Origin of the sequence: Streptomyces sp. NPDC001980, assembly GCF_040296885.1 — a bacterium.
Taxonomy (GTDB): domain Bacteria; phylum Actinomycetota; class Actinomycetes; order Streptomycetales; family Streptomycetaceae; genus Streptomyces.
In genome coordinates this window covers 154070-169877 of sequence record NZ_JBEOYD010000007.1, presented here as the reverse complement: position 1 = coordinate 169877, position 15808 = coordinate 154070, and the positions used below count along the sequence as shown (strand labels likewise).

At 70.1% G+C, this 15808-nt stretch carries 14 protein-coding genes; 12 read left to right on the top strand and 2 right to left on the bottom strand.

Features of this window, described 5'->3' with window-relative positions:
• The first annotated feature begins 44 nt into the window (after nucleotides 1–44).
• From recG to mutM, 8 genes are all read left to right on the top strand, one after another.
• A complete protein-coding gene (gene recG / locus ABT137_RS13260; RefSeq protein ID WP_351707072.1) occupies nucleotides 45–2249 on the top strand; it encodes an ATP-dependent DNA helicase RecG in 2205 nt (734 codons plus the stop codon).
• A gap of 166 nt (nucleotides 2250–2415) precedes the next feature.
• Nucleotides 2416–3003, top strand: a complete 588-nt coding sequence (gene rsmD / locus ABT137_RS13255) for a 16S rRNA (guanine(966)-N(2))-methyltransferase RsmD (RefSeq protein ID WP_351707069.1) — start codon at nucleotides 2416–2418, stop codon at nucleotides 3001–3003.
• Nucleotides 3000–3509 (top strand): pantetheine-phosphate adenylyltransferase, encoded by a 510-nt coding sequence (gene coaD, locus ABT137_RS13250; RefSeq protein ID WP_093498868.1) that lies wholly within the window; start codon nucleotides 3000–3002, stop codon nucleotides 3507–3509. The genes rsmD and coaD overlap by 4 nt, the downstream gene beginning before the upstream one ends.
• 57 nt (nucleotides 3510–3566) lie before the next feature.
• Nucleotides 3567–4664: a F0F1 ATP synthase subunit B gene (locus ABT137_RS13245; RefSeq protein ID WP_351707065.1), complete on the top strand. Its 1098-nt coding sequence runs from the start codon at nucleotides 3567–3569 to the stop codon at nucleotides 4662–4664.
• A gap of 176 nt (nucleotides 4665–4840) precedes the next feature.
• Nucleotides 4841–5491: a YceD family protein gene (locus tag ABT137_RS13240; protein ID WP_351707062.1), complete on the top strand. Its 651-nt coding sequence runs from the start codon at nucleotides 4841–4843 to the stop codon at nucleotides 5489–5491.
• Nucleotides 5492–5493: 2 nt separating this feature from the next.
• Nucleotides 5494–5667 carry a 50S ribosomal protein L32 gene (rpmF, locus tag ABT137_RS13235; RefSeq protein WP_003951102.1) on the top strand — a complete coding sequence of 58 codons (174 nt, stop codon included), beginning with the start codon at nucleotides 5494–5496 and terminating at the stop codon, nucleotides 5665–5667.
• Between the two features lie 8 nt (nucleotides 5668–5675).
• Entirely contained in the window at nucleotides 5676–6530 is an 855-nt protein-coding gene (rnc, locus tag ABT137_RS13230) for a ribonuclease III (RefSeq protein ID WP_351707059.1), read from the top strand.
• A gap of 81 nt (nucleotides 6531–6611) precedes the next feature.
• A complete protein-coding gene (gene mutM / locus ABT137_RS13225; RefSeq protein WP_351707056.1) occupies nucleotides 6612–7472 on the top strand; it encodes a bifunctional DNA-formamidopyrimidine glycosylase/DNA-(apurinic or apyrimidinic site) lyase in 861 nt (286 codons plus the stop codon).
• Here the strand turns inward: mutM and ABT137_RS13220 are convergent.
• Nucleotides 7445–7846 carry a winged helix-turn-helix transcriptional regulator gene (locus ABT137_RS13220; RefSeq protein ID WP_351707053.1) on the bottom strand — a complete coding sequence of 134 codons (402 nt, stop codon included), beginning with the start codon at nucleotides 7844–7846 and terminating at the stop codon, nucleotides 7445–7447. The two genes, mutM and ABT137_RS13220, sit on opposite strands and share 28 nt — an antisense overlap.
• A gap of 73 nt (nucleotides 7847–7919) precedes the next feature.
• A complete protein-coding gene (locus ABT137_RS13215; protein WP_351707050.1) occupies nucleotides 7920–9047 on the bottom strand; it encodes a CAP domain-containing protein in 1128 nt (375 codons plus the stop codon).
• Nucleotides 9048–9236: 189 nt separating this feature from the next.
• Here ABT137_RS13215 and ABT137_RS13210 point away from each other — a divergent pair, with 189 nt between their 5' ends.
• The 4 genes from ABT137_RS13210 (at nucleotide 9237) to ABT137_RS13195 (ending at nucleotide 15753) form a co-directional block, all read left to right on the top strand.
• Entirely contained in the window at nucleotides 9237–9518 is a 282-nt protein-coding gene (locus ABT137_RS13210; RefSeq protein WP_351707047.1) for an acylphosphatase, read from the top strand.
• A gap of 382 nt (nucleotides 9519–9900) precedes the next feature.
• Complete coding sequence (locus ABT137_RS13205) at nucleotides 9901–10104, top strand: hypothetical protein (RefSeq protein WP_093498859.1); 204 nt, start codon at nucleotides 9901–9903, stop codon at nucleotides 10102–10104.
• 263 nt (nucleotides 10105–10367) lie between these two features.
• Nucleotides 10368–14036 (top strand): SMC hinge domain-related protein, encoded by a 3669-nt coding sequence (locus tag ABT137_RS13200; protein ID WP_351707044.1) that lies wholly within the window; start codon nucleotides 10368–10370, stop codon nucleotides 14034–14036.
• Between the two features lie 298 nt (nucleotides 14037–14334).
• Complete coding sequence (locus ABT137_RS13195; RefSeq protein WP_351707041.1) at nucleotides 14335–15753, top strand: sugar porter family MFS transporter; 1419 nt, start codon at nucleotides 14335–14337, stop codon at nucleotides 15751–15753.
• Nucleotides 15754–15808 lie beyond the last annotated feature (55 nt).

Here is a 15808-nt window from a genome sequence, read left to right as displayed (position 1 = left end):
GGTTTCCCGAGACATATACGGCATTGTCAGTGGTGTGGTGTGCAATGGATCTCGTGCCCGCACTGGAAGAACCACTGAAGAAGGTGCTCGGCCCAGCCACCGCAAAGGTGATGGCCGAGCACCTCGGCCTGCACACCGTCGGCGACCTCCTGCACCACTATCCCCGCAGATACGAGGAGCGCGGCCAGCTCACCCACCTCGCCGACCTGCCCATGGACGAACACGTCACGGTGGTCGCCATGGTCGCCGACGCCCGCCTGCACACGTTCGCCTCCGCCAAGGCGCCCCGCGGCAAGGGCCAGCGCCTGGAGGTCACGATCACCGACGGCAGCGGCCGGCTCCAACTGGTCTTCTTCGGCAACGGCGTGCACAAACCCCACAAGGAACTCCTGCCGGGCACCCGCGCGATGTTCGCCGGCAAGGTCTCGGTCTTCAACCGCCGCCTCCAACTGGCACACCCGGCCTACGAGTTGCTGAGCGGTGACGACCCGGACGAATCCGTGGAGACCTGGGCCGGAGCCCTGATCCCGCTCTACCCGGCCACCGCCAAGCTGGAGTCCTGGAAGATCGGCAAGGCCGTCCAGACGGTCCTCCCCAGCGTCCAGGAGGCCCTGGACCCCCTCCCCCCGCCCCTCCGCGAAGGCCGCGGCCTGGTCCCCCTCCCCGAAGCCCTCCTCAAGATCCACCGCCCGCACACCAAGGCGGACATCGCGGCGGCCCGCGACCGCCTCAAGTGGGACGAGGCCTTCGTCCTCCAGGTCGCCCTGGCCCGCCGCCGCCACACCGACGCCCAACTCCCGGCGGCAGCCCGCAGACCGTCCCCCGACGGCCTCCTCACCGCCTTCGACGACCGCCTCCCCTTCACCCTCACGGACGGCCAGCAGAAGGTCTCGAAGGAGATCTTCGACGACCTGGCGACCGAACACCCGATGCACCGGCTCCTCCAGGGCGAGGTCGGCAGCGGGAAGACGATGGTCGCCCTCCGCGCCATGCTCGCCGTCGTCGACGCGGGCGGCCAGGCGGCCATGCTCGCCCCCACCGAGGTCCTGGCCCAGCAGCACCACCGCTCGATCACGGAGATGATGGGCGAGCTGGCCGAGGGCGGCATGCTCGGCGGCGCGGACCACGCCACCAAGGTCGTCCTGCTCACCGGCTCGATGGGCACGGCGGCCCGCCGACAGGCGATGCTCGACCTGGTCACGGGCGACGCGGGGATCGTGATCGGCACGCACGCGCTGATCGAGGACAAGGTCCAGTTCCACGACCTGGGCCTGGTGGTGGTGGACGAACAGCACCGCTTCGGTGTCGAACAGCGGGACGCCCTCCGCGGCAAGGGCAAACAGCCACCCCACCTCCTGGTCATGACCGCGACCCCCATCCCCCGCACGGTCGCGATGACGGTCTTCGGCGACCTGGAGACCTCGGTCCTGGACCAGCTCCCGGCCGGCCGCTCCCCGATCGCCACCCACGTCGTCCCCGCCGCCGACAAGCCCCACTTCCTGGCCCGCGCCTGGGAACGGGTCAGGGAGGAGGTCGGCAACGGCCATCAGGCCTACGTCGTCTGCCCCCGCATCGGCGACGAGGAGGACGACCCCAAGAAGGCGAAGAAGACCGCCGAGGACGAGGCGGAGAAACGTCCCCCGCTCGCCGTCCTGGACGTCGCCGACCATCTCGCCAAGGGACCGCTCAACGGCCTCCGTGTCGAGGTCCTGCACGGCCGCATGCACCCGGACGACAAGGACGCCGTGATGCGCCGCTTCGCCGCCGGCGACACCGACGTCCTGGTGGCCACCACGGTCATCGAGGTCGGCGTCAACGTCCCCAACGCCACCGCCATGGTGATCATGGACGCGGACCGCTTCGGCGTCTCCCAGCTCCACCAGCTGCGCGGCCGGGTGGGCCGGGGCTCCGCCCCCGGCCTCTGCCTCCTGGTCACGGAGATGCCGGAGGCGAGCGCGGCCCGCCAGCGCCTCACGGCGGTCGCCTCGACCCTGGACGGCTTCGAGCTGTCGAGGATCGACCTGGAGCAGCGGCGAGAAGGCGACGTCCTGGGCCAGGCCCAGTCGGGCGCCCGCTCCAGCCTCCGCGTCCTCGCGGTGATCGAGGACGAGGAGATCATCGCGGAGGCGAGGGAGGAGGCGACGGCGTTGGTGGCCGAGGACCCGGAGCTGACCAACCTGACCGGCCTCCGAACGGCCCTGGACGCCCTCTTGGACGAGGAGAGAGAGCAGTACCTGGAAAAGGGCTGAGCTTGACGCGCCCCGAAAGGGGCGCGGGGCTGTATCGATTTGCGGCTACCGCCGCGCGGGCGTGACAAGCCGCAGCGGACCCGCAGCCGCCGTCGCACACCAGGCACCCACCCCATGGGGCCTGCCAAACTGAACCCGTAAAGCCGCCCCCGAAGAAGGACCCCCCATGACCCGCGTGATCGCCGGCCAGGCAGGCGGACGGCGCCTCTCCGTGCCGCCCGGCACAGGCACCCGCCCCACCTCCGACCGCGCACGCGAAGGCCTCTTCTCCACCTGGCAGTCCCTCCTCGGCGGCCCCCTGGACGGCGAACGCGTCCTCGACCTCTACGCCGGCTCGGGCGCCGTAGGCCTGGAGGCCCTCTCCCGAGGCGCCGGCCACACCCTCCTCGTGGAGGCCGACCCCAGAGCCGCCCGCGTCGTACGTGAAAACGTAAAGAATCTGGGGCTCCCCGGCGCCGAAGTAAGAGCGGGCAAAGCCGAGCAGATCATCCAGTCCCCGGCACCCGCACAGCCGTACGACATCGTCTTCCTGGATCCTCCGTACGCCGTCTCGGACGACGATCTTCGGGAGATTCTCCTCACACTCCACTCTGAGGGCTGGCTCGCGCCGGACGCGCTCGTCACCGTGGAGCGCAGCACCAGAGGCGGCGTTTTCAACTGGCCGACCGGCTTCGAAGGCCTTCGGTCCCGTCGCTACGGCGAGGGAACGTTTTGGTACGGTCGCGCCGCCGCTACGTGCGAAGACGCACGATGACCGGACCGGAGAGCGAGGGATCTCAAGTGCGCCGCGCCGTCTGTCCCGGGTCGTTCGACCCGATCACCAACGGACACCTCGACATCATTGCCCGAGCGTCCCGTCTCTACGACGAGGTCTACGTCGCGGTGATGATCAACAAGTCCAAGAAGGGCCTGTTCGAGATCGACGAGCGGATCGACCTGATCCGCACGGTCACCGCCGACTACGGCAACGTCCGGGTCGAGGCCTTCCACGGCCTCCTCGTCGACTTCTGCAAGCAGCGCGACATCCCGGCCATCGTCAAGGGCCTGCGGGCCGTCAGCGACTTCGACTACGAGCTGCAGATGGCCCAGATGAACAACGGTCTGTCGGGTGTCGAGACGCTGTTCGTGCCGACCAACCCGACCTACAGTTTCCTCTCCTCCTCGCTGGTCAAGGAGGTGGCCCAGTGGGGCGGCGACATCGCCCACCTGGTTCCGCCGGCCGTTCTGGAGGCCCTCAACAAGCGTCTCGGCAGGGACTGATGGGGCTACAGTCGTCCCGTCCGTCTCCAACCCAGCTGTAGAGAGTGGCGAGCACAGGTGGACGTGCAGAAGAAGCTCGACGAGATCGTGAGCACGGTCTCCGGCGCCCGGTCCATGCCCATGTCGGCGTCGTGCGTGGTCAACCGTGCCGAGCTGCTCGCGATGCTCGAAGAGCTGCGCCAGGCGCTGCCCGGCTCGCTCGCGCAGGCCGAGGAGCTGATCGGCGGCCGGGACCAGATGGTCGAGCAGGCCCGCATGGAGGCCGAGCGGATCATCGAGACCGCGCACGCCGAGCGCGGCTCGCTGATCTCCGACACCGAGGTGGCCCGCCGCTCCCAGGCCGAGGCCGACCGGATCCTCGCCGAGGCCCGCCAGGAGGCCGAGGAGGTGCGCGCCGACGCCGACGACTACGTCGACTCCAAGCTCGCCAACTTCGAGGTCGTCCTCACCAAGACCCTCGGCTCGGTCGGCCGCGGCCGCGAGAAGCTGCTCGGCACCGGCCCCGGCCTGGACGAGCAGGGGTACGAGGACGAGGACGCCCCCGAGCGCAGCCACGACCCCGAGACCCTGCGCCGGGACGCCGACGCCTACGTGGACGTCAAGCTCGGCGCCTTCGAGGCGGTCCTGGCCAAGACCCTGGAGGCCGTCGGCAAGGGCCGCGCCAAGCTGCACGGCCGGATCGCCTCCGACGCCCTCGGTGCCCTGGCCGACGACAACACGACGTTCCAGCACTCCAGCGACGCCGACTACCTGGCCGACCTCGCGGCCCTCGCCGACCAGGACGACCGGGCGGCCCAGGCGGCCCAGGCCGAGCAGCCTGCCGCCGCCCAGCCCCAGCAGCCGCAGTACGACCAGCAGCCCATGCAGCAGCCCGTGGCGCAGGATCCGTACGGCTACCCCCAGCAGCAGCCCGTCTACGCCCAGCAGGACGCGTACGGCTACCAGCAGGACCCCTACGGCTACCAGCAGGCCGATCCGTACGCCGCTGCCTACCAGGGGTACGACACCGGCCAGCAGCCCGTCTACGACCCCCAGCAGCAGGCGGCCCAGCACCAGCAGCACCAGTCGTACGCCCTCGACGAGACCAGCCTCTTCGACACCGGCATGATCACGCCGGAGCAGCTGCGCGCCTACGAGCAGGGCCGGGGCCTGTAGAAACCCGGCGGAAGGCGGCCGGAAGTCGGCCGGCGGACGGGCGGAGGACCGGCGGATTGGGCCGACAGCGAAAGGTCCAGTATCCTGGCTCTTCGGTCGCGTCTACGTCCGCGATCCACGCTGCCCGGAGGTGTCTCCGGACGGCGTCCCTCTGAACTCGAAGATCGAAAGCAGGAATGGCTCCTCACGCGCGCCTCGACCACCGCAACCCGTTCGTGTTCGACACGCACGAGCTGGGACGGCGTCCTGGTGCCCTGCAGCGCCTGACCCGCACGATCGACGCTCCCGAGGACTTCGGGATCAAGGGGGTCATCGGAGTGCCGCAGGGCGCCCCGGTGGAGCTCGAACTCCGACTCGAGTCCGTCATGGAAGGTGTGCTCGTCACAGGCACCGCCCGTGCACAGGCCGAGGGGGAGTGCGTAAGGTGTCTGGAGCCGGTCGGGCAGGAGCTCGAAGCGGACTTCCAGGAACTGTTTTCGTACCCTGACGCCGACGACCGGGGCCGCGTGATCGCGGAACCGGGCGACGACGCCGAGGACGACGAGGACAGGTACTTCATCGAGGACGGCCTGTTCGACCTCGAACCCGTGCTGCGTGATGCGGTGGTGCTCGCACTGCCGATGCAGCCGGTGTGCCAGGACGACTGCCTGGGTCTGTGCTCCGAGTGCGGAGCACGGCTCACGGACGACCCGGACCACCATCATGACGCCGTCGACATCCGTTGGGCGGCTTTGCAGGGACTCGTCGGTTCCACCAGGGACGGCGAGAAGGACGAGATGAGCGGCGCTGACGCGGAAGCGGGCGTCGACGAGAAGCAGGAGAAGTAGCCGTGGCTGTTCCGAAGCGGAAGATGTCGCGCAGCAACACGCGCCACCGCCGGTCGCAGTGGAAGGCTGCGGTCCCCACCCTGGTTGCGTGCGAGCGCTGCCACGAGCCCAAGCAGCAGCACATCGCGTGCCCGTCGTGCGGCACCTACAACAAGCGCCAGGTCCTCGAAGTCTGAGCGGCCAGGTGAGAGGCACTGTGTCCAGTCCCAAGAAGGGCGATGAGCCCAAGGCGGACCCAACCGCCAAGAAGAAGGCGGACAGCACGGCCTCGTCCCACACGCTTCTGGAAGGGCGGCTCGGGTACACGCTCGAGTCCGCCCTTCTGGTGCGTGCGCTGACCCACCGTTCCTACGCGTACGAGAACGGCGGCCTGCCGACGAACGAGCGGCTGGAGTTCCTCGGTGACTCCGTCCTCGGTCTCGTCGTCACGGACACGCTGTACAACACCCACCCCGACCTGCCCGAGGGCCAGCTGGCCAAGCTCCGGGCCGCGGTGGTGAACTCGCGTGCGCTCGCGGAGGTGGGTCGCGGTCTCGACCTGGGTTCCTTCATCCGGCTCGGCCGCGGTGAAGAGGGCACGGGCGGCCGGGACAAGGCGTCCATCCTCGCCGACACCCTGGAAGCGGTGATCGGCGCGGTCTATCTCGACCAGGGCCTCGACTCGGCGTCCGAGCTGGTGCACCGGCTCTTCGACCCGCTGATCGAGAAGTCCTCGAACCTCGGAGCCGGCCTGGACTGGAAGACCAGTCTCCAGGAGCTCACCGCGACGGAGGGCCTCGGCGTGCCCGAGTACCTGGTCACGGAGACCGGCCCCGACCACGAGAAGACCTTCACTGCTGCCGCCCGCGTCGGAGGCGTCTCGTACGGCACCGGCACCGGCCGCAGCAAGAAGGAGGCGGAGCAGCAGGCCGCCGAGTCCGCCTGGCGCGCGATTCGCGCCGCGGCGGACGAACGCGCCAAGGCCAAGGCAGCCGAACAGGCGGCCCAGGCCGAAGCCGAGGAGGACGACGGCCCGCCGTCGTCCGCCGCCTCCGCCTGACGAACAGCGCAGCCCGAGCGCCCGCCACCTTTCCACGGAGGCGGGCGCTCGGATCGTCCACGGTCCTTCCCGGGAGTCCCGATGCCTGAATTGCCCGAGGTGGAGGTCGTACGGCGCGGCCTGGAGCGGTGGGTCGCCCATCGCGTCGTGGCCGAGGCCGAGGTCCTGCACCCGCGTGCCGTCCGACGGCACCCCGCCGGCGCCGACGACTTCACGCACCGGCTCAAGGGCCACCGCATCGGCACCCCGAGCCGGCGCGGCAAGTACCTGTGGCTGCCGCTGGAGGACACCGACCAGTCGATCCTCGCGCACCTCGGCATGAGCGGCCAGCTGCTGGTGCAGCCGCACGAGGCGCCGGACGAGAAGCACCTGCGCATCCGCGTCCGGTTCGCCGACGGCCTGGGCACGGAACTCCGGTTCGTCGACCAGCGCACGTTCGGCGGACTGTCGTTGCACGACAACACGCTCGACGGACTGCCGGACGTCATCGCGCACATCGCCCGCGACCCCCTCGACCCGCTGTTCGACGACGAGGCCTTCCACCAGGCGCTGCGCCGGAAGCGGTCCACCATCAAGAGGGCGCTGCTCGACCAGTCGCTGATCAGCGGAGTCGGCAACATCTACGCGGACGAGGCCCTCTGGCGGGCCCGTCTCCACTACGAGCGCCCGACCGCAGGCTTCACCCGCCCGCGCACCGCCGAACTCCTCGGCCACGTACGGGACGTGATGAACGCGGCCCTGGCCGTCGGCGGCACCAGCTTCGACAGCCTGTACGTCAACGTCAACGGCGAGTCTGGGTACTTCGACCGCTCGCTGGACGCCTACGGCCGGGAAGGGCTGCCCTGCCGGCGGTGCGGTACGCCGATGCGCAGGCGGCCCTGGATGAACCGGTCCAGCTACTTCTGCCCGCAGTGTCAGCGGGCGCCGCGCGTCTCGTCGTAACGCTCGCGGGCGGCCAGCACCTCGTCCATCCGGCCCTCCACGAAGTGCACGACGGCCAGCAGGTGCTCGGCGACCCCCCGGCCGAGCGGTGTCAGCTCGTAGTCGACGCGCGGCGGGTTGGTCGGCTGGGCCTCGCGGTGTACCAGGCCGTCGCGCTCCAGGGCCTGGAGCGTCTGGGAGAGCATCTTCTCGCTGACGCCGTCCACGCGCCGGCGCAGCTCGTTGAACCGGAACGATCCCTCGTACAGCGCGCTCAGGGTGAGCCCGCCCCACCGGCCCATGACGTGCTCAAGGGTGGTGCGGGAGGGACAGGCCCGGGCGAAGACGTCGTACGGAGGCTGCGGCTCCGTGACGCCGTCCTGGGTGATGGTCATGTGTCAAGCGTACGGGAGCACAGCGCTAACCAACAGGGTGCGCTAACTGCTGGTTAGTGTGCGGCTCTGCCGGCTAGTACCCGAAGTCCTGCGTCCACCACGGGCCGCCCTCGCCGAAGTGCACGCCGACCCCGAGGGTCTTGAAGTCGCAGTTCAGGATGTTGGCGCGGTGGCCCTCGCTGTTCATCCAGGCGTCCATGACGGCCTGGGCGGTGGCCTGGCCGCGGGCTATGTTCTCGCCGCCGAGGTTGGCTATGCCGGCCGCCGCGGCCCGGTCCCACGGCGTCTTGCCGTCCGGGTCGGTGTGGTCGAAGAAGTCCCGCGCGGCCATGTCGTCGCTGAACGCCTCGGCCAGCTTGGTCAGCGAGGAGTTCGCGGACAGCGCGCTGCAGCCGACCTTGGCCCGCTCCTCGTTCACCAGCTTCAGCACCTCGGCCTCGACGACGGCCTCCTCGGAGGAGGTGATCGGCGCTGCGGTCTTCACCGGTGCCTTGGTGGCCGTCTTGCTCGGGGTGGCCTTCGGCTTCGTGGACGGCGTGGCGGTGTGCGTCGGCTTCTCGGTCGCCGTTTTCGTCGGGGTGGGCGACGAGGAGGCGGAGGCGGACTTCGAGGCGGAGGCCGAGGGGGTCGGCGAGGCGGAACGCTGGGTGTCGCGGCTGGTCGAGGAGCCGGTGCCGCGGCTCTCGGCGCTGCCGGAGGTGCCGCCCTGCTCGGCGGCCGTGTTGCTGGGCGCGCCGTCGGCCTGCACCCGCTCGCCGCCGGTCGTGCTGCTGCCGCCGCCGAGCTTGTAGTTCTCCAGGCCCGGCACCATACCGGTGGCCACCGCGACCGTACCGATCGCGACCGCGGCGGAGACCCCCAGCAGCCCGGTGGCCACGGGCCGACCCGACTTCTTCCGGCGCCGGTGCCCGCCACCCGAGGAGGAGCCGCCTGCCGGGGTGAACTCCTCGGCCGGGAAGTCGGCGGTGTTCATGAAGCGGGTGTAGTCGTCCTCGGTGGCGAACAGGTAGGCCGAGCTGCGCGCGTTGGTGTCGGTGTACTCGTCCTGGCGCAGGTAGGCCGCCGTGCCGGTGCCGTAGCGGAGGCCCGCGTACGAGTCCTGCGGGTCGTGGCCGCCCGTGTACGAGCCGTCGTGCTCCGTGACCCCCGTGGCGTGGCCCGTGGCGGCGCGGCCGGCGGCGTGGCGTCGGTGGCGTCCCATGTCCTTGCCCTCTTCCCTCGTCCTCGCGGTCGGGGTCGACCAGGGGCCGGTGTGGCCAATGACTCCTTCTGGTCAACCAGACTCACCCGATCGAGTGAGTTTCATATGAGATTCATTGGGTGGGGACGGTACCGCATGCCACTGAGTGAGGAGGCGCACCGAGTGACATTGGCCGGTTAGGTTGCACCCATGAGCGAGGATGTGCGACTGGTCGCCTGGGTCCGTGGACGGGTGCAGGGTGTGGGATTCCGCTGGTTCACGCGGGCCAAGGCGCTGGAGATCGGGGGCCTGAGTGGTTTTGCTCTCAATTTGGGCGACGGTCGCGTCCAGGTGGTCGCGGAGGGCTCCAGGGCGGGCTGCGAAGGGCTGCTCGACTGGCTCCAGGGCAATGACACGCCCGGGCGGGTGGAGGGTGTCACCGAGATCTGGGACACACCCCGGGGCGGTTACGACGGCTTCGCCATCCGCTGAGCCCGATCTGTAAAGCGGCGCAGACGGAAGCGGAGTGATCTGCCACCGGCATGTGCCCCGAGCGGAAACGGCCTGGTGGTTGCCAAGAACCGCGTGTCGTGGCAGGCTCCGCACTTACAGCTGATCGCCACGCCCCGCGGGCCCCGCAGGAGTCGCAGCGTTGCCCGTCCAGGGCCGCCCGACGACGGGTTCGCTCGCCAATACGGGGCGTGATCGTGTTGACCGTCAAACTTTTTGGTGAGACGCTGAAAGCCCCGCGCACCTTAGCTGTTTGGCATGGCGCAACAGTCGAGCAACACTCGGATGTGTCAAGCACCGCGGGTGCGATCCCTCACGACCCACACCGCTTCGGTCGGTCACTCAGTGTGGAGGACCATCCATCATGGCAAAGGCGCTTCTCGGTTACGTCGGCGGCTCCGACCCGCGACTCCTCGCCGAGATGCGACGGCTCCAGCAGCGTGTCCAGGACCTCGAATCCGAGCTCGTACGGATCCAGGCCGAGAACGACGCGCTGACGGCTGCCGCTTCTCCCGACAGGATCATGGAGAGCATCGACGCAAACCAGGCGGAGCCTGCGCTCACCTGATCGCTGCATCGCTCCACAACAGCACATGCGGCGGTTGGGCAGCCCTTTCAACCGCTTAAGTTGTCAAGATTTGCAAGGGACGCTCCGGCGTCCCTTCTTTCTTGCCTTCCATGCCCCGACCTGCCCCCGAGCCGGGGCCTTCCAGCCCCGCGCATCCTTTCACCTTCTTTAACGTCTGGTGTGCCCTGCATGTTCATGCGCGAAACCGCGAGGTTGCGAGGGGTCGTGGAGTGCGGTAGCGGCGCCGGGTAGAGTCCGACGGCGTGCACCTCAAGGCCCTGACCCTCCGTGGGTTCAAGTCGTTCGCCTCGGCGACCACGCTCCGGTTCGAGCCGGGGATCACGTGCGTCGTCGGACCGAACGGCTCGGGCAAGTCCAATGTGGTGGACGCGCTCACCTGGGTCATGGGCGAGCACAGCGCCAAGTCGCTGCGCGGCGGCAAGATGGAGGACGTCATCTTCGCCGGCACCACCGGCCGCCCCCCGCTGGGCCGCGCCGAGGTGTCCCTGACCATCGACAACTCCGACGGCGCCCTGCCCATCGAGTACGCCGAGGTCACCATCACGCGGATCATGTTCCGCAACGGCGGCAGCGAGTACCAGATCAACGGCGACACCTGCCGCCTCCTGGACATCCAGGAACTCCTCTCCGACTCCGGCATCGGCCGCGAGATGCACGTCATCGTCGGCCAGGGCCAGCTCGACTCCGTCCTGCACGCGGACCCGATGGGCCGCCGCGCCTTCATCGAGGAGGCGGCCGGCGTCCTCAAGCACCGCAAGCGCAAGGAGAAGGCGCTGCGCAAGCTGGACGCGATGCAGGCCAACCTCGCGCGCGTGCAGGACCTGACGGACGAACTCCGCCGCCAGCTCAAGCCCCTCGGCCGGCAGGCCGCGGTCGCCCGCCGGGCCGCCGTCATCCAGGCGGACCTCCGCGACGCCCGCCTGCGCCTGCTCGCCGACGACCTCGTACGACTCCGCCAGGCACTCCGGACCGAGGTCGCCGACGAGGCCGCCCTCAAGGAACGCAAGGAAGCCGCCGAGCAGGAGCTGAAGAAGGCCCTCCAGCGGGAGGCCCTCCTGGAGGACGAGGTACGGCAGCTCACGCCGCGCCTGCAGCGGGCCCAGCAGACCTGGTACGAGCTCTCCCAGCTCGCCGAACGCGTCCGCGGCAGCATCTCGCTGGCCGACGCCCGGGTGAAGAGCGCCACCTCCACGCCCCCCGAGGAACGGCGCGGCCGCGACCCCGAGGACATGGAGCGCGAGGCCCACCGCATCCGTGAGCAGGAGGCCGAGCTGGAGGCCTCCCTGGAGGCGGCCCAGCACGCCCTGGACGACACCGTCGCCCACCGCGCCGAGCTGGAGCGCGAACTCGCCCTCGAAGAGCGGCGCCTGAAGGACGTGGCCCGCTCCATCGCCGACCGCCGCGAGAGCCTGGCCCGGCTGAACGGCCAGGTGGGCGCGGCCCGGTCCCGTGCCGCGTCCGCCCAGGCCGAGATCGACCGGCTGGCCGCCGCCCGCGACGAGGCCCAGGAACGGGCGGTCTCGGCGCAGGAGGAGTACGAGGCGCTGAAGGCGGAGGTCGACGGCCTGGACGCCGGCGACGAGGAACTCGCCGGACAGCACGACCAGGCCAAACACCGGCTCGCCGAGGCGGAGGCGGCCCTGACCGCGGCCCGCGAGGCCGTCACGGCTGCGGAACGCAAGCGCGCCGCGACCCAGGCCCGCCACGAGGCGCTGGCACTGGGCCTGCGCCGCAAGGACGGCACGGGAATACTGCTCGGCGCCCGCGACCGACTCACCGGCCTCCTGGGCCCGGCGGCAGAACTGCTCACGGTGACCCCGGGCCACGAGGTCGCCCTGGCAGCAGCCTTCGGCACGGCGGCGGACGCGATCGCGGTGACGACCCCGGCTTCGGCGGCCGACGCGATCCGCTTGCTGCGCAAGCAGGACGGGGGCCGGGCGGCGTTGCTGCTGGCGGGGGCCCCGGAGCCACCCCGGCCCGAGGCGCCCCAGTCGGGCGCGCCACACTCTGAAGCGCCCCAGTCCGTAGCGCCCCATAGGGGCGCGGGGAACGGCGCGACCGGCCACGACGGCGCCGCACCCGACCGACGACCCACCACCGCACCCCCGTCAGGGCACTTCGCAGCCGACTTGGTGCGGGGCCCGGCCGACCTGATGCCCGCGGTAAGACGCCTCCTCAGGGACATCGTCGTGGTCGAGACCCTCGAAGACGCCGAGGACCTCGTCTACCGCCACCCCCACTTCACCGCGGTGACCGCCGAAGGCGACCTCCTCGGCGCCCACTTCGCCCACGGCGGATCCGCCGGCGCACCCAGCCTGCTCGAAGTGCAGGCCTCCGTGGACGAGGCCGCCGCCGAGCTGGAGGAGCTCGCCGTCCGCTGCGAGGAGCTGTCGGAAGCCCAGGAGTCGGCCCAAGCGCACCGCAAGGAGTGCGCGGCACTCGTCGAGGAACTGGGCGAGCGGCGCCGCGCCGCCGACCGCGAGAAGTCGGCCGTGGCCCAGCAGCTCGGCCGCCTCGCCGGACAGGCGCGCGGCGCGGCGGGCGAGGCGGAACGTTCCACGGCGGCCGCCGCCCGCGCCCAGGACTCCCTCGACAAGGCACTCGAAGAGGTGGAGATCCTCGCCGAGCGGCTCGCCGTGGCCGAGGAGATGCCCGTCGAGGAGGAGCCCGACACCTCGGCGCGCGACCGCCTCGCCGCCGACGGCGCCAACGCTCGCCAGACCGAGATGGAGGCCCGGCTCCAGGTCCGTACCCACGAAGAGCGCGTCAAGGGGCTCGCCGGCCGCGCCGACTCCCTCGACCGCGCCGCCCGCGCGGAACGCGAGGCACGCGCGCGTGCGGAACAGCGCCGGGCCCGGCTGCGCCACGAGGCGGCGGTCGCGGAGGCCGTCGCCGCCGGTGCGCGGCAGCTGCTCGCGCACGTCGAGGTCTCGGTCGGCCGGGCGGAGCAGGAACGTGCCGCCGCGGAGGCCGCGAAGGCCCGCCGCGAGCAGGAGCTGACCGCCGCCCGCTCCACCGGCCGTGACCTCAAGGCGGAGCTCGACAAACTCACGGATTCAGTTCACCGGGGCGAGGTACTCGGCGCCGAGAAGCGGCTGCGGATCGAGCAGCTGGAGTCGAAGGCGCTGGAGGAGCTCGGTGTCGAACCGGCGGGGCTCGTCGAGGAGTACGGACCGCACCAGCTCGTGCCACCCTCGCCCCCCGCCGAGGGTGAGGTGCTGCCGGACGACCCCGAGCACCCGCGCAACCAGCCGAAGTCCTTCCACCGGGCCGAGCAGGAGCGCCGGCTCAAGGCGGCCGAGCGGGCCTACCAGCAGCTCGGCAAGGTCAACCCGCTCGCCCTGGAGGAGTTCGCGGCCCTGGAGGAACGGCACAAGTTCCTCAGCGAGCAGCTGGAGGACCTGAAGAAGACCCGCACCGACCTGCTTCAGGTCGTGAAGGAGGTCGACGAGCGCGTCGAGCAGGTCTTCACGGAGGCGTACCGGGACACGGCGAGGGAGTTCGAGGGCGTCTTCAGCCGCCTCTTCCCGGGCGGCGAGGGACGGCTGATCCTCACCGACCCCGACAACATGCTCACCACGGGCGTGGACGTCGAGGCCCGCCCGCCGGGCAAGAAGGTCAAGCGGCTCTCCCTGTTGTCGGGCGGCGAACGCTCGCTGACCGCCGTCGCGATGCTGGTGTCGATCTTCAAGGCGCGCCCCAGCCCGTTCTACGTCATGGACGAGGTCGAGGCGGCCCTGGACGACACCAACCTGCAGCGGCTGATCCGCATCATGCAGGAGCTCCAGGAGTCGTCCCAGCTCATCGTGATCACGCACCAGAAGCGGACGATGGAGGTCGCCGACGCGCTGTACGGCGTCTCCATGCAGGGCGACGGTGTGTCGAAGGTCATCAGCCAGCGACTGCGCTGACGCTGGGTCTTGGCCGACGGTTCCGGGTGCGGCGCCGTCGTGGCTGCTCGCGCAGTTCTTCGCGCCCCTTTGAGGCGCGTCACCTTCGCCTCTTCTTCAAGAAGTGAACGCATCTTCCTTGCGTGGTATCTGCAACTTCACACCTCACCGACTATTGACTTCGAAACTTGAAGGCATAGTCTCTGCAACGTTGCTTTTACCTTCAGGTGTGAGCGGTGTGTTGATGTGCGCCACTTAAACCTGAGAGGGCTCACCCCCCCACCCCCGGCGGCGTTGCCGGTGGCCCGAGGAGTTTCTTGTGACCAGCACTGCGCAGGCACCCCAGTCAGGAGCCGGGACGGCTCACCCCGATCACCTCGGGCATGTCATCTTCATCGCGGCGGCGGCCGCGATGGGCGGTTTCCTCTTCGGCTACGACAGCTCCGTCATCAACGGCGCCGTCGAGGCCATCCGGAGCCGTTACGACATCGGGTCCGCGGCCCTCGCCCAGGTCATCGCCATCGCCCTGATCGGCTGCGCCATCGGCGCCGCGACCGCCGGCCGCATAGCCGACCGGATCGGCCGTATCCGATGCATGCAGATCGCGGCCGTGCTGTTCACCGTCAGCGCCGTCGGCTCGGCGCTGCCGTTCGCCCTCTGGGACTTCGCCTTCTGGCGGATCATCGGCGGCTTCGCCATCGGCATGGCCTCCGTCATCGGCCCCGCCTACATCGCCGAGGTCGCCCCGCCCGCCTACCGCGGCCGCCTCGGCTCCTTCCAGCAGGCCGCGATCGTCGTGGGCATCGCCATCTCACAGCTGGTCAACTGGGGTCTGCTGAACGCCGCCGGCGGCGACCAGCGCGGCAAGCTGATGGGCCTGGAGGCCTGGCAGGTCATGCTCGGCGTCATGGTGGTCCCGGCCGTCCTGTACGGCCTGCTCTCCCTCGCGATCCCCGAGTCCCCGCGCTTCCTGCTCTCCGTCGGCAAGCGTGACCGCGCCCGCGCGATCCTCGAAGAGGTCGAGGGCAAGAACGTCGACCTGGACGCCCGGGTCACCGAGATCGAGCACGCGATGAAGAGCGAGCACAAGTCCACGTTCAAGGACCTGCTCGGCGGCTCCTTCTTCTTCAAGCCGATCGTCTGGGTCGGTATCGGCCTGTCCGTCTTCCAGCAGTTCGTCGGCATCAACGTCGCGTTCTACTACTCCTCGACGCTGTGGCAGTCGGTCGGTGTCGACCCGGCGGACTCGTTCTTCTACTCCTTCACGACGTCGATCATCAACATCATCGGCACCGTGATCGCGATGATCTTCGTGGACCGCATCGGCCGCAAGCCGCTGGCCCTCATCGGTTCGGTCGGCATGGTCGTCGGCCTGGCGCTGGAGGCCTGGGCCTTCTCGTACCACCTGGTCGACGGCAAGCTCCCGTCCGCGCAGGGCTGGACCGCCCTGGTCGCCGCCCACGTCTTCGTCCTCTTCTTCGCCCTGTCCTGGGGCGTGGTGGTCTGGGTCATGCTCGGCGAGATGTTCCCGAACAAGATCCGCGCCGCCGCCCTGGGCGTGGCCGCCGCCGCGCAGTGGATCGCCAACTGGGCCATCACCGCGAGCTTCCCGTCGCTGGCCGACTGGAACCTCTCCGGCACCTACGTGATCTACACGGTCTTCGCGGCCCTCTCCATCCCGTTCGTCCTCAAGTACGTCAAGGAGACGAAGGGCAAGGCCCTGGAAGAGATGGGCTGACCCGCACCAGGAGACCCCCGAACTCGGGGAGAAGGGCCAAGTCCCCGCTGCCCCT